Origin of the sequence: Geobacter sp. OR-1, assembly GCF_000813145.1 — a bacterium.
Taxonomy (GTDB): Bacteria; Desulfobacterota; Desulfuromonadia; order Geobacterales; family DSM-12255; genus Geoanaerobacter.
Genome location: NZ_BAZF01000016.1, coordinates 15061 through 34985, shown reverse-complemented (window position 1 = coordinate 34985; position 19925 = coordinate 15061). Strand labels below are relative to the sequence as shown.

Genomic DNA, 19925 nt, shown 5'->3' with positions numbered 1-19925 from the left:
CAGCTCCCGCCTCATCTTCAGAACTTGTACAGCAGATTCGCCAGCACCGAGATCCCTTCGCGGGGGAAATCGCCCGGAATCTTCTGGGCGGCGCCGGATGTATCCGGATCGGAGTAGCGCTTGTCGAACAGGTTGAACAGTGCCACCTGGATCTCCAGCCCCTTGAGGAAGTCATGGGCCGTCAGCGCCATATCCACGGTGGTGTAATCCGGCATCTCCTTCCTGGTGTCGCCGGTGTCGCGCGGCCGCGGGCCTGTCCAGATGAGGCCGGTATGCAGGTTCAGATACTGCGTCAGTGCATAGTTGAGGCTGGCGGTGGCCCGCTGTGACGGCACATCGGCAAGCCGTTTGCCGGTCACATCGTCACGGGGATCCTGCCAGGCATAGGTGGTTTTCCATTGCAACAGTTCGAAAGCCCCGTTCAGCCCCATTTCTATCCCCTGTGTCACGGCCTTGCCGGCATTGTTGAAGCTGGTGGGGGTCACGCTGCCGTCACGAACGATCAGATCGTCAATGGCGCTGTAGAAGTAGTTGAAGTCGAGGTTGAGGGCACGGGAGAAACGGACGGCCACGCTCCCCTCCCAGGTGGCGATCCGCTCCGCTTTCAGGTTAGGGTTGCCGGTGTTGGAGACGGTATTGATATTGTACATTTCAACAAAACTTGGGGCACGGAACGCCTGACCATACAGCAGTTTCAAATCGACATTATCCAGGGCGTTCCAGACCAGACCGGCTCGCGGGTTGACCGTGCCGCCAAAATCGCTGTAGTGGTCGTAGCGTACCCCGGCAGTCAGGGCGACCTGATTCAGCAAATGCCATTCGTCCTGGAGATAAAACGACGTGGTTTGCCGCTCCGCATTCTTGTTCCAGTTGGCCACCTTCTGGAGCGAGCCAAGATAGGCTCCGGTCAGGGGATTGAAGTTGGCAATCCGGTGAACGTCGTACTGTTTCATACTTTCAGAGACAACACCGGCGATAATGTGATTCCCCGGAAAAGGATCCCAATCAAGCTGCAATTCGGCGTTGATCGACTGATCCTGCACGAGGGGGCGTCCGATTTTTCCCGCGGGGAAGCTGTTGTTGTAACCATCGGGAAGCGATTTTACATACGGTTGCTGCTGATAGTGGTCGTAGGATACCTTTAGTGTAGCGGACAGGCTTGTCGTTATCCTCCGGCTGTACGCCAGTTCGCCCCAGTAGTTGTCAGTGTCGTAATAGTTTTGGGTATCGTTGGTGAGGGCATAGCCCATACCGATAAAAAACCCTTTTTTCACACAAAGATAGTGCCCCCGGAACGTGAAATCTCCATACAGTAGCTTCAGGAAACCCTCGGTCTGTTCAGCATCGAGATGAACCGTTCCGGGCGCATTGGAAAACGCCGTACTTCTCAAAACATCGGATTCCACGCGGAGCTTGGGCCCGTTGGTCCGAAAATAATCGGCACTCCCGGAAACTTTGAGATTGTCTCCGTACTCAACAGCACCGACCAGATTTCCCTTGAAGGTGTCAAAGCTGCCACCGCCGATCTTTGTCTCTAACCCATCGATGTCGTCGCTGTCTCGGGTGATGATATTGATGGTAGCCATGAAGGCATTACTGCCATAAAGGGCCGAGCCGGGGCCGCGCACCACTTCCACCTGCCTGATGTTCTCCACCGGTAGCATGTCCGCCAACATATACAGACCACTGCCGGAAGAAGTCTTGTTCAAGGGATGACCGTCAATCATCAACAGAATCTTCTCGTTAAAGGCAGTCCTGATACCGCGCACCTCGATCATGTTCGCCGCGTATTCGGTGGTACTGATTCCGATCCCCGGCACCATTTTCAAAACGTCCAGCAGGTTGCGCGCCCCCATGTTCCTGATCTCGTCGGCGGTGATGACGGTGGCGATGGCCGGCGCCTTGCGGAGCGGCGTTGACCTCTTGGTGGCGGTGACCAGGTCGCTTTCTTCGTACAGGAGTTGCAGTTCGGCCTGTTCGTCGGCGGACACGCTTTCCGCGGAACCTGTAGGTGCGTTTTCAGCGGCCTTGACAGGGGTAACGAATAGTGCAAGGCAGATCAACGACAGCAACGGCACTGCGAAAAGCGATCGGTTTTTCATGGGCTGGCTTCCTCCAATTTTCGAATCCGCTCCTTCAGTTCAACCATCTTGAGTTCCCGGCCGACAAAGATCTTGTTCAGCCGTTCCAGCTCTGCGTACTTCTCCTCCAGTTCGGCGGTCCGTTCCTGCACCCGCTGTTCCAGCTCTTCGGAGAGTTTACGCAGCGCATTCTCCACCAGCTTTTGCTCGGTAACGTCCTGAACGGTACCTACCGAACGGAGCGGTTCGTCATTTTCATAGAAAGTTTCACATTGCTCATGGACATATTTTATCCGGCCCCCCGGCAATAGCAGCCGATGGCCAATGGAGTACGGTATCCGGGTTCTGACCGAATCGGAATATGCGGCGTTGACCGCATCCCGGTCATCGGGATGAACTGTCTGCAGAAAAGCCTCATACGATGCGCCGAACGCGCGTGGATCGATCTCGAATATGCGAAAGATTTCATCCGACCAGGTGAGCTGATTTGTTAGGAGATTCAATTCCCAACTCCCCAGATGGGCGATGCGCTGGGCTTCATTAAGATCCCTGGCCTTCTTTAGCAAGGACTCCTCTGCCTGCTTGCGCTCGCTGATGTCACGCACCGAGGCGCAGTTGTATTCCTGGTCTCCAAACACGACATGGTTCGCATGAATCTCGACCGGGACCTGCGACCCGTCCTTCCTGAGGAGTTCGGCCTCAAAGAAGAGCGTCTTCAGGCGCTTGAGCTCCTCCCAGTGCAACGGCCACATCTCAATGGGGTGAGCGGGGTTGACGTCGGAGGTCTTCATTGCCAGAAATTCCTCAATGCTGTAACCGAGGAGACGGGTAGCCGCTTCGTTTATGTAGCAATACCTCCCATCCGGTTTTATCCACATAATGCTATCGGCAGCGTGATCAACTGAGGACTGGGTCAGCAGAAGGGTTTTCTCCATCATGGCCCTATCGTCCAGTTCGAGCTGTAACTGTTGGTTGACCTTTAGAAGTTCGTCGGTTCGCTCCTCTACCCGCTTTTCGAGCTCTTCGTTCGCCGTTCGGAGTTCCTGATCCATTCGCCAGAACTCCGTCACGTCGCGCATGATAACGACCGCTCCTAGCTTTTGCCCGGTCTCATCCTTTATCACACTGCCGTTTGCGATGATGAATCGAATCGGCTGGCCTTTCGCCTTGATCGCCATTCCCGCATCTCTGACACTCTCTCCCCTGAAGGCGCGGGCAAGGGGGATCTCGTCCGTCTGGAGCGGGGTGATCCCGTCCGGCCGGAACAGGTCGTAGTGCTGCGCCCATTCTTCGGGGGGTAGTCTCAGCGGGTCGAGACCGTGCCACTCGCGTGCCGAACAGTTGAACAGCGTCAGTATCCCGTTGGCATCGCAGGCTACCACGCCGTCTGCCATGCTTTCGAGCAGACAGCGGTTGAATTCGCGCTCCCGTGTCAATTCCTGTTCCGCCCGCTTCAGGGCGTCGATTCTGGGTTGATCGCTCATGGCCCCATTCCCTCGTTTCTATCTGAAGCACATCTTCCCGGCATTAAATCTTACCTCCCATCCTCCAGCTTCCTGATCCGCTCCTTCAGCTCCACCATCCGCAGTTCCCGGCCGACGAAGATCTTGTTCAGTCGTGCCAGTTCGGTGTTTTTCGCCTCCAGTTCCACGGTTCGCTCCTTCACTCTCTTTTCGAGGTCCACATTGAGGCCGCGGAGCTCTTCCTCGGACTTCTTCCGCTCGTTTACGTCGGTGACAATCCCTTCAATGGCAACCGGGCGTCCGTCCTCGTCGCGGATCAGGATGTTTCGCTGGTTCACCCAGCGCACATCCCCGGACTTATGGATGATCTGGTACTCGTAAGTGGGAGGCATCTCCCCGCGTAGAAGTTTCGTCAACTCTTCTTCAAAATATGACTGCCAATCCGGATGAATTACCTTCCGGACCAGGCTCGGCGATGCGTAAAATTCTTCAGGAGCGTAGCCGAAAATCTCTGTTGCGGCAGGGCTCATATACTCGTAGGCACCGTCTGGCAGCGACATTCTATAGATGACATCCCTGGCATTCTCGGCCAGGCGCCGGAATCGGGCTTCGCTGTTTTTCAAAGCCTCTTCGGTACGCCTGCGCTCGGTGATGTCCTGAAATACCACCACAGCGCCGACAACGGCGTTTTCGTGCCGCATGGCGGAAACGGCAAGTGCAACCTGGAGCACGATACCGTCCTTGCGGATGAACGTATCTTCACTGTTCCGCTTCAAGCTATCTTGCAGGGTGAGGGAAACCGGACAGTTTTCGTAGGAGGAGGGGAAGTTCTCCTCTTCCCGGACATGGAACAGATGGTGCGCATTGTGTCCGATTACTTCGCCCTCGGTAAACCCCAGCATGGTCAAGGCGCCGGGGTTGATGAACATGCAGTTTCCCTGCATATCCACGCCGTACACACCTTCGGCCAGGCTTGCCAGCAGCAGCTTCTCTTTTTCCGCCAATCGTTCCACGTCGCGCAGCGATTGCCGGGAGCGCCGGTATATGACGACAAGGCCGGCGCTTGTTACCGTCAGCAACAGCAGCAATCCGGTCAGCACGACGATCCATGAGGCATATCGGCGCCAGAGGTCTGCCATGGTGATTTCCGGGGCGCTGTCAAATGGTGGGAGGCGCAGCCGGCGCAGCAGGTTCTCGACGCCGTCGTAGTTGGCGGGGATTCCAAATCCGTGGATGTCGGCAGCCGGACCCGGGAAACTGCCACGCGGCATCAGGAATAGGGCGGCTGCCAGACGTCCGGCGAGTTCCTCGTCGATCTGCGGCATCACTGCTACCGGCCATTCAGGGTAGAGGCGGGTGGAGAGTATAAAAGGGAAGGCCGGGAGTTTCTGCCGGTTGATGATCTTAACCCGGTTCGGATCGAGCTTCCCTTCCAGGCTAAGGGATTCAATCAATCCGGCGCGGACGAAACCGGCCTCGGCGCGACCGGCAAGGACCGCTTCGACGACACGGTCTTGTGGCTGACCGGTGAGTAAAAGACGATCGCTTGCTGGCAGCGGCATCCCCGCTTCCAATAACTCAAACATCTGTATCAGATAACCGCCGAATGCATCCGTGGCTACGGCGGCAATGCGTTTACCGGAAAGATCCGCGAGCGACGAGATGTCGCTGCGATCGGCTCTGGCAAAGATGACGCCGCCGTAACCGCTCAGTTCGTGCGTCCCTTCGTGGGTGATCATCGTCGCCAAAGGCGCCGAAAGGCCTGCAGTGTGTTGGAGGAGAATGAAATGGTTCGGCGTGGTGACCACCACGTCCACCATGCGCCGGCGCACTGCGGCGCTCAGTTCGCTATGATCGTATGCAGCGAGTTCCACGGGGCGTTTAAGAGTTGACTGCAGATAGGTTGCCACCGGTTGCCATAGCGTCATGGTTTGCGGCTTGGGGCGATAGGCGAGTATGCCCAGTTTCAGCGGGGGAGGACCTTGCGCTGCGAATGCCGCAAAGGCGGCCAGCAGCAGAGTTATGACGGCAATGAGGCGCTTCATGTGCTACCTCTCGTCGATGTCCTACTCCATTCCCGGTCTCCTGAAACAGGGAGGGCGGGAATCCGTTATTCCGTCGTCTTTGCTTCCAGATTCCTGATCCGCTCTTTCAGCTCGATCATCCGCAACTCCCGGCCGACGAAGATCTTGTTCAGCCGTGCCAGTTCGGCGTTTTTTGCCTCAAGTTCGGCAGTCCTCTGCAGTACCCGTTCTTCAAGCTCTTCGTTCAATTTGAGTATGGATTCTTCCATCCGTTTGCGTTCAGTGATATCCCTGCCGATGGTCAGAGCCCCGACAATGTTGCCGGGCTGATCCCGTTCGGCAACGAAACGGATATGATGGGTATGCGGTTCGCCCGACAGATGCGGCATACTAATTTCGATCTCCCCGGGTTCGCCGCTTTCCATGACCTTACGGAGCATATCCTCGTATATTCCGGTTTCCTTGCGGTCATATTCGTCAGCCTCCCGTGGCGTTTTCCCTAACTTGTGGTCAAAATCGAGATGCACACTCTTTTTCAGTGACGGGTTGAAATATTTCAGACGGCACTGCAGGTCGTAGCGGGCAATATTGTCGGGCGAGTTTTCCGCCAGCGACCGGAATTCCCGCTCGCGCTCGGCAAGGGATTCCTCCAGTTGCTTGCGGCCGGTAATGTTGCGCGCAACCCCGAGCACGCCGATGACGCGTTCAGCGGCATTGTGCAGGGGGGTCTTGCTTGTTTCCCACAGTTCGCGGTGGTTGTCCCCGACGAATGTCACCCATTCCTCATAGGTCTGGGTATGTCCGGCGGCAATGGCGTCTCTGTCCTTATGCTGAAAGAATTCCGCCTGTGCCGGCTCCAGGTAATCGAAATCGCTCTTGCCGATAAGCTCGTATTCGGAAACATTGAACAACCGGGCAAAGGAGGAGTTAGCGATCAGAAACACCCCTTGCGTGTTTTTGAGCCAAACCGGGTCGGGTATGGTCTGGACTAATGATTTGAGCAGCAGTTTTTCGTTTTCCAGTTCGGCAGTGCGTTCCCTGACCTGCTCTTCGAGATGGTCATGTGCCTTCTGGAGCGCTTCTTCCGTTTGTTTGAGTTCACGGAAAGTAAGCTCAAACGGCCGCTTGAGTCCGGTCACCAACAGTGCCCGGTAGATCTGGTAAAAGGCTGCCAGCTTGAGAAGATGACCGAACATGTTGGCAAAGCCATATACGCTCAGGTATGCGGTGAATGCCAGCTCCGACAGGGTCGTGCAGATAATCGATGAAACGATGAGGGCGTAAACGCCCCTGCTGAATCCGGTCCGCATATTGTGGAAGAGCGGCAACGACGAGAGCAGGATAACGGTGATGACGTATTCACTGGCGATCTTGAAAGTGGTGAGACCTTGACCCTCGATGTAACAGTCCGGGAAATTACCGGAGTAAATCATTGCCACAACTGTTGAGACGACAAGAAAATATCCGGCCATTAAAAAATACTCGTTGATTTTGCGGCGGACAAACAAGGGGGCCAGGCAAAGGGTGGCTGCTTGCAGGAAACGTGCAGCTATCCAGAGCTGGGTCGGCAAGTTCGCACCAAAGGCCGGAAAGATGTTCATCCCTTTGTAGGAAAGGGTATGAAGCATGTCGATCATGGCGATAAATGCGTAGCCGATGCCGAGAATCTTGAGACAGTCGTTTGCCAGAACGGGACGCGCGTTCCAGGTCAGGATGAAGAGGGTGAAACCGATGGCAATTGTGATGATTTCGATGAGTGTGTGGAACAGAAGGTAACTGTAGATGCTCGTAAGGTATAGACCCAGTACAATGGCCGTAATGGCGCCTATACAGGCGATTATGTCGATCCGGCTGTTTTCGGGCAATGTGCCTTTCAACTCAAGCTGGATTTGTTCTCCAGGTTTCGTAGCGACTCCTTCAACCCGTTCTTTTGCTGAGAACAGTCCTTAACTTATAGTTTGCGTCGCAGGACGATCTCTTGGCTTACTATTGCATTTTCTGGCCATTCGACCGTATTCAGGCGCAGTCTTTACGCCACAGGCAGCTCTCCTGTCCGCATTGTGCCGCTTTGCCGTTATCAAAGCAGGGCTCGTTGCCTTCAGCGTTCTGGATCGCCCTTACCAGCTCCGATTTTTTTGCCTTAGCTGTTTTGATGCTATGAACCTTGGCGATTTCCTTGATTTCATCGAGTTTCATGGCGTTCATCTCCTTTGCATATTATTCCGGCAATTTAGTCCGATAATTTTATCGGATAGTGACGGTATTTCAACAGGTAAAATGAAAAATAACTCAGAATTGCCCGCAACGGTCACGGGCTGATGATTGTTGATGAACGTGCATGTATTATTGCCTAATAAATGTACATTGCCCGGAGTGATGCCGCTGGTTGCCGGAGGCTGGCAGATGTAACAGCCTGGAAACAGGTTGGTTGTCTGTTTGGCATGTGGAATGCTTATTGATATCGAAATCATTGTGATGCAGGGTTGAGACGATCGGCAAAGGCGCCACCATTCTCGTAATGGGGCGGTTTTTTTATTAAAGACGAGGAAACTTATGGCCAGACCAGACTATTACGATGCCCCGGAGTGTGACACCCACCAGGAAAAGGGTGCGCCCAAGTTCTGTAAAAAATCCGAACCAGGGGAGGGGGCTGAGCGCTCCTGCGCCTATGACGGCGCCAGGGTTGTGCTGATGCCGGTCACCGACGTTATTCACCTCGTTCACGGCCCGATCGCCTGTGCCGGCAACTCCTGGGATAACCGGGGCGCGCGCTCCTCGGATTCCCAGCTCTATCGACGCGGCTTCACCACCGAGTTGCTGGAAAACGATGTGATCTTCGGTGGGGAGAAGAAACTGTACAAGGCGATCCTCGACCTGGCCGGCCGTTATCCGGAGGCAAAGGCGTTCTTTGTCTATGCCACCTGCGTGACCGCCATGACCGGCGATGATGTGGAAGCGGTCTGCAAGGCTGCTGCGGAAAAAGTGCCGATGCCGGTAATCCCCGTGAATACCCCGGGCTTTATCGGCGACAAGAACATCGGCAACCGGCTGGCAGGCGAGATCCTGTTCAAGTACGTCATCGGCACGGCCGAGCCGCCGGTACTGGGTGAGTACCCGATCAACCTGATCGGAGAGTACAACATTGCCGGAGACCTCTGGGGGATGCTCCCGCTCTTTGACCGGCTGGGAATCCAGGTGCTATCCTGCTTTTCCGGCGATGCCAGGTTCGAGGAGTTGCGTTACGCCCACCGGGCCAAGCTGAACATCATCATCTGTTCCAAGTCACTCACCAACCTGGCGAAGAAGATGCAGAAAACCTATGGTATGCCGTACATTGAGGAGTCGTTCTATGGCATGACCGATACTGCCAAGGCGCTGCGCGACATAGCCCGGGAACTGGATGATGCGGTCGGCGGGCTGGAGAAACGGGTGCTGCAGGACCGGGTGGAACGGCTGCTGGAAGAGGAAGAGGCGAAATGCCGCGAACGGCTCGCCCCGTATCGGGCCAGGCTTGAGGGGAAGAGGTCGGTCCTCTTTACCGGTGGGGTCAAGACCTGGTCAATGGTGAACGCGCTGCGGGAGTTGGGGGTAGAAATCCTGGCAGCCGGCACCCAGAATTCGACTCTGGAAGATTTTTACCGGATGAAGGGGTTGATGCACCAGGACGCCAGGATCATCGAGGATACCTCCACCGCCGGATTGCTGGGCGTCATGCGGGAGAAGATGCCGGACCTGATCGTGGCCGGCGGCAAGACCAAATTCCTGGCCCTGAAGACCAAGACACCGTTTCTGGATATCAACCACGGCCGTTCCCACCCCTATGCCGGCTATGAAGGGATGGTCACCTTTGCCAGGCAGCTGGATCTGACCGTCAACAACCCGATCTGGCCGGTGCTCAATACCCCGGCGCCATGGGAACAGGGTGAAGAGCGGCTACAGGAGCTGTTGCAGACCGCAGTTCGGCATGCCGAAACCTTTCTTGGTGAAGACATTTCCGTCTCTCGGGTCAAGGTTTCAACCAAATTCGCCACCGTGAACCCGCAAAAAAACTCTCCGGCGCTTGGCGCGACCCTTGCCTTTCTAGGCATCGATCAGATGCTGGGGTTACTTCACGGAGCCCAGGGATGTTCGACATTTATCCGGTTACAGTTGTCGCGACACTTTAAGGAATCCATTGCCCTCAACTCAACGGCAATGAGTGAAGATACCGCCATCTTCGGCGGCTGGGAGAACTTGAAGAAAGGGATCGGCCGGGTCATTGAAAAGTTTCATCCCGGAGTAGTGGGGGTGATGACCTCCGGACTGACCGAGACCATGGGGGATGATGTCCGGAGCGCCATTGTCCATTTCCGCCGGGAACATCCCGAGCACGACAATGTCCCGGTGGTCTGGGCATCAACCCCAGATTACTGCGGTTCGTTGCAGGAGGGGTACGCTCGCGCAGTCGAGGCTATCGTCGCTGACTTGCCTGAAGGGGGCGAACCTGTCCCGAAACAGGTCAACCTGCTCCCCGGAGCCCATCTTACCCCGGCGGACGTGGAGGAACTGAAGGAGCTGATCGAAGCATTCGGCCTGAAGGCGCTCTGTATCCCGGACATAGCCAATGCGCTCGACGGCCATATCGATGCCGAGGTGTCGCCGCTTTCCACGGGCGGTATCACAGTCGATGAGATAAAAATGGCCGGTCGCAGCATTGCTACGCTCTATGCCGGCGATTCGTTGGCCAAGGCGGCATTGGCACTGAAGGAAAAGTTCGGCATTCCGGCCTACGGTTTCACCTCTGTTACCGGCCTGGCAGAGGTCGATCTTCTGATGGCATCCCTTTCGATGATCAGCGGGCGACCGGTTCCGGAAAAGCAGCTCCGTTGGCGGAGCAGGCTGATGGATGCCATGGTTGACAGCCATTACCAGTTTGGCAACAAGAAGGTCGCCTTGGCGCTGGAAGCCGACAATCTTAAGACCATTACCGGATTTCTATCCGGAATGGGATGCGAAATCCAGGTTGCCATCAGCGCTACCCGCACCAGGGGGCTTGATGGGCTGCCGTGCGCAAATGTTGTTGTCGGCGACCTGGAAGATCTGGAGTCGGCTGCGGTTGGCGCCGACCTGCTGGTGGCCAACTCCAACGGCCGGCAGGCTGCGGCAAAACTCAAGATCGGCGCCCACCTGCGGGCCGGACTGCCGGTTTTTGACCGTCTGGGCGCCCATCAGAAGATGTGGGTTGGCTACCGCGGCACCATGAACCTGGTCTTCGAGGTTGCTAATATATTCCAGGCTAATGCTAAAGAGGCCCAGAAGCTGGCGCATAATTGATGCACGAACTTACCGGTACTATTTGGGATTATAGGTCCCTTCCGATCTTATGAATAATTGACGCAATGCTTCTATATAGTCCCGATCCTACACTCTGAAATGACCCACCAGCTCCTGCAGAGTCCGGGCATTTCCGTGGAGCTGAGCGGCTGCGGTAGCTGCTTCCTGGGCGCCGCAGGAGGCGCCCCTTCCTGCGGCGGTAATCTGTAGCATGCTCTGTGAAATCTCGTTGGTAGTAGCGGTCTGTTCTTCGGCGGCAGTGGCTATCTGGTTGACCTGAAGGGCCACGTCATTGACCTGCTCCAGGATCTCCCGCAAGGCATCGCCGGAGCGGGACGCTTCTGACGTGCCGGTTTCGACCTGGCAGACTCCCTGTTCCATTGCCGCTACAGCACCCTTGGTCTCCGATTGTATCGCCTTGATCATCTCGCCGATCTCGCGCGTTGCTTTTGTTGTCCGCTCTGCCAGTGCCCGGACTTCGTCGGCAACCACGGCAAAGCCACGCCCCTGCTCGCCGGCCCGGGCTGCCTCAATGGCGGCGTTCAGTGCCAGAAGATTGGTCTGATCGGCAATCTCCTCTATGGTGCCGATAATTTCTCCGATCTGGTCGCTTCGTGCCCCCAGCTGTTCAACTGTTTTGGCCGTTTCCTGGACCTTTGCCGCTATCAACCCCATTACGTTAACGGTCTTTTCCACTACCTGGGCGCCGTTTTGCGCTGTTTGGGATGCAAGTTTTGCCCCTTCGGCGGCTAATTGGCAGTTTTGGGCAATGTCTCCCGAGGTTGCCGCCATTTCCTCGCCTGCCGTTGCAACCGTAATGGTTCGGGTGGCTACTTCTTCAGCGCCGGTGGCAATCTGTCCTGATGTGGAGTGGAGGAGGTTGGCTGCCGAGGCCACCTCAGAAGCGGAATCGGCTACCAGGGCAATGACCCCTTGCAGTTTTTCGATAAAACGGTTGAAGCTGTTGCAGATGGCTCCCAGTTCATCCCTGCCGGTATAATCCAGCCGTTTGGTCAGGTCTCCCTCTCCCTGGGCGATATCGTCAACGATGGCCTGGATCTGGTTGAGCGGCCGCTTGATGGAGCGGATCAGCAGAATCACCAGTACCAGTACCACCGCAAGGGAGACGGCCACAATGGTTACGGTCAGGGTGACGGCGTGCCGTTCATCGGTCTTGAGTATCCTCAACTTTGCTTTCATGGTTTCATCGTTTGCACTGGCAAAGTCAATGATGTTTTTTTCGGCAAGGTGGGTGGCTTCCTTGTAAGCGCCGATCGCCTCGTTGGCATCCTGCGGGGCAGAAATTGTTCCGGATTTTATCTGGGCGATTACCTTGCCGAACCCCGCCTCGTAATCATCCAGACTCTTTCTTATGGCGGTCAGGGTCTCCCGGTGTTGGGGCTCATCTTCCAGCTTTTGGAGTGTTTCCAGCCGGCTGGCGGCATGATTGCGGGCCTCTTGCCACTTTTTCAGATAGTCATCGACTTTGGCCGGGTCAGCGATATTGAAAAAGGCGTCTTTCTCGTAGCGCCGCATCATGTTGATGTTGGCCCGCATTCGCTGGGCATGTTCAACAACTTGCGAGTCCACCTCTATCATTCTTTCGCTTTTTGCTGCCTGGTCCTTGATTTCGTAAATACCGACTCCGCCCAGAAACAACAGAAAGGCGAGGCAAGCGCTAAACCCCAAGATCAGCCTTGTTTCGATTTTCATCTCCTTTTACCTCCTGTTGTTGATTGTAGTTCTGTTCCCCGATGCCACACAGAAACCGGGAATCGGAAACCGGATATTGATCGCGTCGCATTTTACTTCATCATTGCTTCGATCCTTCGGCCATCCGATACTCTGGCGTGCTGTTTCCCAGTTTAGAGCGCATGGTTTCCAACAGCCTGCGGTGAGATACCGGTTTTTGCATGAAGACGATATTGAGTTGTTCTATAGCTTCATGGTCGATGCAGTTATATGTATGGCCGCTCATGAGTATTACCGGCAGTTTAGGTTTTTCCCGCCGAATCAGCTCAATGGCCTCCCGACCGTTCAGACGCGGCATGATGAGGTCGGTCACCATTATCCGGATATCATCGCGGTGCGACTCGAACACCTCCAGCGCTTCCTCGCCGTTGGAGGCGGTCAGGACGGTATAGCCGAAGTTTTCCAATAGTTCGCGGAGCAGGCTCTGAATCGTCGGGTCATCATCCACCACCAGTACGGTCTCGGTGCCATAAATACCGATCTCCTCCGGTACTGGTGAGTGATCCGTTGTTTCCTCTCCAGGATATAGCGGCAGATAGATCCTGAATCTTGAGCCTTTCCCCGGTTCGCTTGCCACGGAGATGCAGCCGTTGTGACTGCCGACGATGCCGAAGGCAATGGAGAGGCCCAGCCCGGTTCCCTTGCCGATCTCTTTGGTGGTGAAAAATGGTTCGAAGATCCTGGCAGCGGTCTTTTCGTCCATACCCTCTCCGTTGTCCGTAACCTCTACTACCGCATATGAGCCGGGATGGAGGGTCACCCCTTCGGAAATCGTCTCTTTGTGCAGCGATACAACTGATGTGTAGACATCGATTGCGCCACCGGAACAGAGGGCGTCGCGGCTATTCACCATCAGATTTATCAACACTTGCTCGATCTGCACCCGGTCCGCGAAGATCGGCAACGGTTCTGGGCAAAGTTCGAATGAGAGGTTGATGTCGGTACGCAGTAGACGGGAGATGCTCTTGCGCAGGTCTGACACGATCTGATTGAGGTCGATCCGCGTTTTCTTTGTTTCGTGTTTGCCACTGAACGCCAGCAACCCCCTGGTCAATTCCGCTCCTCGTTTCACTGTCTCAGTAATCTCGTACGCATATGAAAGCTTGCCTTCGTCCCCCTGGAGAGAAAAAGCCAATAGCTCGGAATAACCGCCTATAACGGTGAGGAGGTTGTTGAAGTCGTGGGCGAGCCCTCCGGCAAGAGTGCCTATGGACTCCATCTTCTGGGAATGCAGCAGCATGGCCTCAGTTGTGCGCAAGGAGGTAATGTCGCGCGAGATGCTCAGAACGCTCCGCATCTCCCCGGTCTCGTCGCATTCGGGGACAAAGCTCGACTGGTAATAATGCGGCTTCCCGCCTTCATCCTTCCAGGCCAACTCGACGTTGACCTGAGCGCCTTTGGCAAATGTCTCGCTAACGGCATCGGCAACCTGACGCCCCACATGGGGATCGGCAACAAAGGCATCGGCAGGGTTTTTGCCGACTAGGAGAGCGGCAGATTTGCCGGCAAGGCGCTCCAGTGCTGGATTGACATAGGTGCGACGGCAAAGCCGGTCGTACCTGGCGATGGCGTCCGGCGAATTCTCCACCAGTGCGCGGAACTCCTGTTCACGGGTCAGCAGCTTTTTTTCGATCTGCTTGCTGGCAGTAATGTCCATGAATGATGTCAACAGAAGGTCCGTATCATTGATCGTAATCATGGCCACGCTGAACATCAGCCAGGCATCGGTTATCCTGCCTTCAGCCCCGATGGTGCTAATAACCGTTTCTCCGCTCCGGGGATGCTTGCTCAGAGCTGTCTCACGCAGTGCGCGCATGAGGCAGCAGGACTGGCATGCCGGGGACCTGCCGCACCCGTCCGTTTCCCGGCGGGCGTTGGTGCATCTGAGGATCGCGCCGCACCGTATGTCCAAGGTTTCGTCATAGCCGACACAATACGACCTGAGCGCTGCATTGGTTCGTATCACTTCAAACCGGTCATTCAGCAGCAGCATCGGCATAGGCATGGCGTCAATAATTGCGTTCAGGTTTTTCATGTTTGTCTAATTTTGTGGCAAAATTTTAACAGGTTATGGTATCAGTCTGCCATGTGTGATCATTGTGGACAACGTTCTATTGTCGGAACGTAATGGGGTAGGGAAATCCCTAATAGGCGGATTCTTTAGAGGGAAATACGATTAAACGAAAGGTGTAATTGGTCTCTAATCGATGGAGATCAGTCCGATACGGGCGGCATAGGTGGTCAGCTGGGCAATGCTCTTCAGGCCGAGTTTCTTCCTGATGTTCATCCGGTGGATTTCAACCATCTTGGTGCTGATGCCGAGGTCAAAGGCGATCTCCTTGGTGTTGCTCCCTTCGGCCGTCAGTTTGAGCACCTCCAGTTCTCTTTTCGTAAGTGTTGGCGCGATCCGTTCATCAGGGGGGTGAGGGGCCAGGCCTTTGATGAGGATATCCATGGCATCGGCGCAGTAGTATGGTTTCCCGGCGAACACGCTCCGTATGGCGGTCACCAGTTCTTCTGCGGCGCAGTCTTTGATCAGGTATCCCTTGGCGCCTGCTTCCAGGCTTTCCAGCAGACAGTTCTTGTCCAGCAGCATGGAGAGGACCAATACCCTGATGCCGGCATGTTCCGCCACGATCCGCCGGGTTGCCTCTGTTCCCCCAATGTCCGGGAGTGTCAGGTCCATAACGACCACATCTGGTGAATACTCCCGGGCCTTTTCAATAGCCTCGCCACCGGTGGCGGCTTCAGCCACGACATCGATCTCTTCCGCCGGGCTCAGAAGCGAAGCCAGGCCGTCTCTCATGATTTTGTGGTCATCAACCAGCAGCACTTTAATGCTCATTATTCCATTCCCTTTGCACGGCTATTGTCATTGGCAACTACAGCCAGTGGGAATCCGGATTGTTACCCGTACTCCTTCGCCAGGAGCCGACGTAATTTCCAGTTTCCCGCCGAGATAATGGATTCTGCGCCGGATATTGAACAGTCCAAATCCGCCTTCATCCACGGCGAGGTTTTCATCGATGGTATCCAGATCAAAGCCGATACCCTTGTCTTCGACTTTTATGACGTAATCGCTGTTTTCGCAGGAGACCGATAGACTGGCGGTCTCCGCTTGCGAGTGTTTGGCGATGTTGATGAGCAGTTCGCGCACGGCATGATAAAGCACCGAACGCAGTTCTGCCGGCATTGTCCGGGCACTGGAATCGTCGGAAAACCGCACCATTATTCCGTAGTCGGTCTCTATCTGCCTTCCAAGCCATTTCAGGGCGGTCTCAAGGCTGCCGCTTTCCAGAATCGGTGGGCTTATCCTGTGGGTGAGGGCGCGGACGTCACGGATTACGCCATCAAGCAAGCCTCTGGTCTCGTCTATCAGGATGTCTGGAATCGATTTTGCCAGGACTCCGAGCTTGATCCTGGCGAGGGTCAGCGACTGCCCGATATTATCGTGCAGGTCTGTGGCTATTCGCCTCCGTTCGCGTTCCTCGGTCATGGAGAGTTCCAGAGCAAGGTCGGACAGCCGCTGCTGTTTGTCCCGCAATGCCTGTTCCGACGCTTTACGCATGGAAATATCGCCGGCAATGCCGAGCAGTCTGGCTGGGCGGCCTTCAGAATTATACTGGAGATCGCCGTGTGCTGCGATCCAGCGGATGTCGCCATCCGGATGCATGATACGGTATTCGACGTTAAAGCCGGATTCGCCACGTAGCGCCTTGTCCAAGGCGTCCATGACGCGTTCCAGATCGTCAGGGTATATCCCGGCAAGAAAATCCGCAAGAGTGGGGTGGCCGCGGCCGAACAGCTCGGCGACCGGTCCGGCTTCATGGTGTTTGCGGGTGAACGGATCAACTTCCCATGCGACAATTCGAGCTGCTTCAAGCGTTGAATTAAGCCTTTCGTTACTCTCACGCAGCGCATCCCCGGTCAATTTGTGCTCGGCCAGGGAGTGTTCCAATTCGGTCACCTTTTCTTCCAGCTTGGTGAACAGGACCTGGCTGTACGTTTTCAGGTATTCGTCATCCGCCACGATCGGCCGGGGCGCCGGCCTTATTCCGGAGCTGATTATCCGTTCGATCTGCGCCATCAACTCGTTCGGTGCCTTCGGTTTGATCAGGTAGGCGTCTGCTCCCAGCGCTGCGGCAAGCTGCATCTCCCGGTCACCTTCATATACCGCGGAGTAAAAGATGAAGGGGGTGGCGCTGGTCTTTCTGAATGATCTGAGGAACTGGAAACCGTCCATTACCGGCATCAGGACATCGGAGATGACAAGGTCAGGTGTCTGAGCTGCTGCTATCAACAGTCCCTCCTCACCGTCTGATGCCGTCACCGCCTCATGGCCGTGCGCTTCAACAGTGTAGCGAAGAATGTTTCGATCATTTATGTTGTCGTCGACAATAAGTATTTTCATCTGTGTCGGGTCCGGTGATTCGGTTGATCGTTGTCCACGGCTGCATTTATGGCAATTCCTGGCAGCCAATATACTGAGTTTAGTCATTGCGGAGTGATATTACAATTATTTAGATGCTTCGAGCGGCGATTGCCCCCGGTCAATCGATCATGCAGTCATGCAGCCGTGTCGCTGTCAATCATATTCCTGAATATATGTTTCCCCTGGTTTCCGTCTGTCAGGCAGCGGCCTGGCTGCAACCTCCCTGCATCGATTCCAGATCTTCAAAGGTAAAGACCTTGTCGATGTTGAGGATCATGATAAAGGTCTCGTTATGCTTGCCCATGCCAACCAGGAACTCGGTGTTGAGCTTGGTCCCGATCCGCGGCGCCGCTTCGATCTGCTCCGGTTCCAATTCCAGGACCTCCTGAACCGAATCCGCCAATGCCCCGACTATGGAGGTCTCGCCGTCCAGGGCTTCGGCAGCAACCTCGATCTCCTCGGCAGCACCAAGGACCGAAATCAAACCGTCGCGCATGATTTTATGATCATCGACCAGCAGTACTCTAATGTTCACGAAAGTGGTCCCTGCCTATTCGGCTGAAATGTCCGCAATCGGAATTCTGATCGTCACCGCGCGCTGTTGCCAGTAGAAGAGGGGAGTTGATAGGAGACCCTCCGGCTGATGACGGCAACTTATAAAGCAACATACGTTGCATAAGAACTTTACCGCATCGCTCAGCATATTCATCTGGGGATGAAACAGATGGGAAGTTATCTTCAAGTAGATATTTATCTTTTCTTGATGGAAATCAGCTGAATCTTGACCCTGCTTTGATACCGGTACCGCTATCATGGAATCATCAAGTAGGGGAGGTGTCACTTCATGAAACTGTATCTGTTTGACCCGGGGAACGGAGTGTATGAGGGGGAAACATTTGATGAGAGTGGTATCATTGATATTAATGATGGGGCTACAACGCTTGCTCCTCCAGCATATGCACATGGACAGGTTCCGGTTTTCGACCGTCAGAAGAATGAGTGGACCGTGGCCCGGTCAGTATTGCCCGGCTACTGCTTAATAACAGCACCATAGACACAACGGAGTAAGCACCATGAACGCATATGACTGGCTGCAAACGATCCTCTTGTTTGTCGTCCTGCTGGCACTGATCAAGCCGCTCGGCAGCTTCATGGCCAAGGTCTATCAAGGGGAAAGAACCTTCATGTCCCCGGTACTTGCCCCTTGCGAAAACCTGATCTACCGGATCTGCGGGGTGAAGAAAGATGAGGAGATGGGGTGGCAGCGCTACGCCCTGGCGATGCTTTTCTTCAATTTGGCGCTCTTCGCGGCGCTTTTCACCATCCTGATGTCCCAGCACCTGCTGCCGCTCAATCCGCAGAAACTGCCGGCCTTTTCCTGGCAACTGGCGCTCAACACGGCGATCAGTTTCACTACCAACACCAACTGGCAGGCCTATGCCGGCGAACAGGCTGCCAGCTACTTCACCCAGATGGCCGGACTGACAGTGCACAACTTCGTCTCCGCCGCCACCGGCATGGCCATTGCCATTGCCCTTATCCGCGGCTTTAGCCGCCGCAAGACCTCTATGCTGGGCAATTTCTGGGTGGACCTGACCCGCAGCACCCTCTATATACTCCTGCCGATCTCCCTGGTCGCCGCTCTCGTCCTGGTCTCCCAGGGGGTGATCCAGAACTTCACCCCTTACAAGACCGTGCCGCTGGTGCAGTCAACCAGCTATGACAAACCAAAACTGGACGACAAGGGGAGCCCGCTCAAGGATGCCAAAGGGAACCCGGTCACCGAGAACGTGATCGTCAAGGAGGTCTCTATCCCCATGGGACCGGTCGCCTCCCAGGAGGCGATCAAGGAACTGGGGACCAACGGCGGCGGCTTTTTCAATGCCAATTCGGCTCACCCATTCGAAAACCCGACACCGCTCACGAACATGCTGGAAATCCTGCTGATCCTGCTGATCCCGGGCAGCCTGACCTATACCTTCGGCATTATGGTGGGTAACACCCGCCAGGGGTGGGCGATCCTGGGGGGGATGCTGCTGTTGCTGGCCGTCTCGTTTGGTGTGCTGCAAATTGTTGAAACCAACGGAAATCCTCTGGTTGCCGAGCTGGGGATACGGGGTGTCAACATGGAAGGGAAGGAGGTGCGTTTCGGCCTGGCAGGCAGCAGCCTGTTCGCAGTGGCGACGACCGGCACTTCCTGCGGCGCAGTCAATACCATGCACGACTCCCTCACACCTCTCGGCGGTATGATCCCTTTAAGTCTGATCCTGCTGGGTGAGATCGTGTTCGGCGGGGTCGGTTCCGGACTCTACACCATGCTCGCCTTCGCCATCATCGCCGTCTTTGTCTCCGGGCTGATGATCGGTCGCACCCCGGAATACCTGGGGAAGAAGATTGAAGTGCGGGAGATGTGGCTGTCGATCCTGACGATCCTCACCGCCGGGGTCGTTGTACTGATCCTCTCCGGTATTGCCATGATCACCCCGCAGGCGGTGTCATCCATGGCCAACCCAGGAGCTCATGGCCTCTCCGAGGTTTTCTACGGCTTTGCCTCCATGGCCAACAACAATGGCAGCGCCTTTGCTGGTTTAAACGCCAACGTCAACTTCTATAACATCCTCGGTTCGCTGGCCATGACTCTCGGCCGCTATGTTCCGGCCATCGCGGTTCTGACCATGGCCGGGTCTTTGGCGGAAAAGAAGTACGTCCCCCCCAGCCTGGGGACCCTCCCCACAGACAAGGCTCCGTTCGCCATCTGGTTGACACTGGTCATCATCATAGTCGGTGCGCTCACTTTCTTTCCGGCCCTGTCGCTCGGACCGATTGTCGAACACCTGACCATGCTGGGAGGTAAATAGCA

Annotated in this window: 12 protein-coding genes and 1 pseudogene; 3 read left to right on the top strand and 10 right to left on the bottom strand. The window is 55.5% G+C overall.

Features of this window, described 5'->3' with window-relative positions; all coding sequences use genetic code 11:
- Positions 1–17: 17 nt before the first annotated feature.
- From OR1_RS15030 to OR1_RS15010, 5 genes are all read right to left on the bottom strand, one after another.
- Positions 18–2102 carry a TonB-dependent siderophore receptor gene (locus OR1_RS15030; RefSeq protein ID WP_041972716.1) on the bottom strand — a complete coding sequence of 695 codons (2085 nt, stop codon included), beginning with the start codon at positions 2100–2102 and terminating at the stop codon, positions 18–20.
- Positions 2099–3565, bottom strand: coding sequence for a PAS domain S-box protein (locus OR1_RS15025; RefSeq protein ID WP_041972715.1), 1467 nt, complete (start codon positions 3563–3565; stop codon positions 2099–2101). Before OR1_RS15025 ends, OR1_RS15030 begins: the two co-directional genes overlap by 4 nt.
- 50 nt (positions 3566–3615) lie before the next feature.
- Positions 3616–5589: a PhnD/SsuA/transferrin family substrate-binding protein gene (locus tag OR1_RS15020; RefSeq protein ID WP_052440496.1), complete on the bottom strand. Its 1974-nt coding sequence runs from the start codon at positions 5587–5589 to the stop codon at positions 3616–3618.
- Positions 5590–5654: 65 nt separating this feature from the next.
- Positions 5655–7433, bottom strand: coding sequence for an MASE3 domain-containing protein (locus OR1_RS21005; RefSeq protein ID WP_152609926.1), 1779 nt, complete (start codon positions 7431–7433; stop codon positions 5655–5657).
- Positions 7434–7584: 151 nt separating this feature from the next.
- Positions 7585–7764 (bottom strand): hypothetical protein, encoded by a 180-nt coding sequence (locus OR1_RS15010; RefSeq protein WP_041972714.1) that lies wholly within the window; start codon positions 7762–7764, stop codon positions 7585–7587.
- Positions 7765–8121: 357 nt separating this feature from the next.
- Here OR1_RS15010 and OR1_RS15005 point away from each other — a divergent pair, with 357 nt between their 5' ends.
- On the top strand, positions 8122–10881 hold the full coding sequence (locus tag OR1_RS15005) for a bifunctional nitrogenase iron-molybdenum cofactor biosynthesis protein NifEN (RefSeq protein ID WP_041972713.1): 2760 nt from the start codon (positions 8122–8124) through the stop codon (positions 10879–10881).
- An 87-nt stretch (positions 10882–10968) separates the two neighbouring features.
- On the opposite strand, the gene OR1_RS15000 is transcribed toward OR1_RS15005, so the two are convergent.
- The 5 genes and pseudogenes from OR1_RS15000 to OR1_RS14980 form a co-directional block, all read right to left on the bottom strand.
- Positions 10969–12594 carry a methyl-accepting chemotaxis protein gene (locus OR1_RS15000; protein ID WP_041972712.1) on the bottom strand — a complete coding sequence of 542 codons (1626 nt, stop codon included), beginning with the start codon at positions 12592–12594 and terminating at the stop codon, positions 10969–10971.
- A 100-nt stretch (positions 12595–12694) separates the two neighbouring features.
- Positions 12695–14668 carry a response regulator gene (locus OR1_RS21000; RefSeq protein WP_052440494.1) on the bottom strand — a complete coding sequence of 658 codons (1974 nt, stop codon included), beginning with the start codon at positions 14666–14668 and terminating at the stop codon, positions 12695–12697.
- Between the two features lie 165 nt (positions 14669–14833).
- Positions 14834–15478 carry a response regulator transcription factor gene (locus tag OR1_RS14990; RefSeq protein ID WP_041972711.1) on the bottom strand — a complete coding sequence of 215 codons (645 nt, stop codon included), beginning with the start codon at positions 15476–15478 and terminating at the stop codon, positions 14834–14836.
- Between the two features lie 27 nt (positions 15479–15505).
- On the bottom strand, positions 15506–17044 hold the full coding sequence (locus tag OR1_RS20995; protein ID WP_052440493.1) for a response regulator: 1539 nt from the start codon (positions 17042–17044) through the stop codon (positions 15506–15508).
- Positions 17045–17261: 217 nt separating this feature from the next.
- Positions 17262–17498: pseudogene (locus OR1_RS14980) on the bottom strand (chemotaxis protein CheW); the annotation flags it as partial.
- A 411-nt stretch (positions 17499–17909) separates the two neighbouring features.
- Between OR1_RS14980 and OR1_RS22120 the strand changes: the two are divergent.
- Both OR1_RS22120 and kdpA read left to right on the top strand, forming a co-directional pair.
- Complete coding sequence (locus OR1_RS22120; RefSeq protein WP_152609925.1) at positions 17910–18119, top strand: hypothetical protein; 210 nt, start codon at positions 17910–17912, stop codon at positions 18117–18119.
- Positions 18120–18138: 19 nt separating this feature from the next.
- Positions 18139–19923 (top strand): potassium-transporting ATPase subunit KdpA, encoded by a 1785-nt coding sequence (gene kdpA, locus OR1_RS14970; RefSeq protein ID WP_041972709.1) that lies wholly within the window; start codon positions 18139–18141, stop codon positions 19921–19923.
- Positions 19924–19925 lie beyond the last annotated feature (2 nt).

Bases quoted from the DNA above. Each gene is read 5' to 3' on its own strand.
- OR1_RS15000 (WP_041972712.1), bottom strand. From the start codon at position 12,594: ATGAAAATCGAAACAAGGCTGATCTTGGGGTTTAGCGCTTGCCTCGCC.
- OR1_RS14990 (WP_041972711.1), bottom strand. From the start codon at position 15,478: ATGAGCATTAAAGTGCTGCTGGTTGATGACCACAAAATCATGAGAGAC.
- OR1_RS21000 (WP_052440494.1), bottom strand. From the start codon at position 14,668: ATGAAAAACCTGAACGCAATTATTGACGCCATGCCTATGCCGATGCTG.
- kdpA (WP_041972709.1), top strand. From the start codon at position 18,139: ATGAACGCATATGACTGGCTGCAAACGATCCTCTTGTTTGTCGTCCTG.
- OR1_RS15020 (WP_052440496.1), bottom strand. From the start codon at position 5,589: ATGAAGCGCCTCATTGCCGTCATAACTCTGCTGCTGGCCGCCTTTGCG.
- OR1_RS22120 (WP_152609925.1), top strand. From the start codon at position 17,910: ATGAAACTGTATCTGTTTGACCCGGGGAACGGAGTGTATGAGGGGGAA.
- OR1_RS15030 (WP_041972716.1), bottom strand. From the start codon at position 2,102: ATGAAAAACCGATCGCTTTTCGCAGTGCCGTTGCTGTCGTTGATCTGC.
- OR1_RS15010 (WP_041972714.1), bottom strand. From the start codon at position 7,764: ATGAAACTCGATGAAATCAAGGAAATCGCCAAGGTTCATAGCATCAAA.
- OR1_RS15025 (WP_041972715.1), bottom strand. From the start codon at position 3,565: ATGAGCGATCAACCCAGAATCGACGCCCTGAAGCGGGCGGAACAGGAA.
- OR1_RS20995 (WP_052440493.1), bottom strand. From the start codon at position 17,044: ATGAAAATACTTATTGTCGACGACAACATAAATGATCGAAACATTCTT.
- OR1_RS15005 (WP_041972713.1), top strand. From the start codon at position 8,122: ATGGCCAGACCAGACTATTACGATGCCCCGGAGTGTGACACCCACCAG.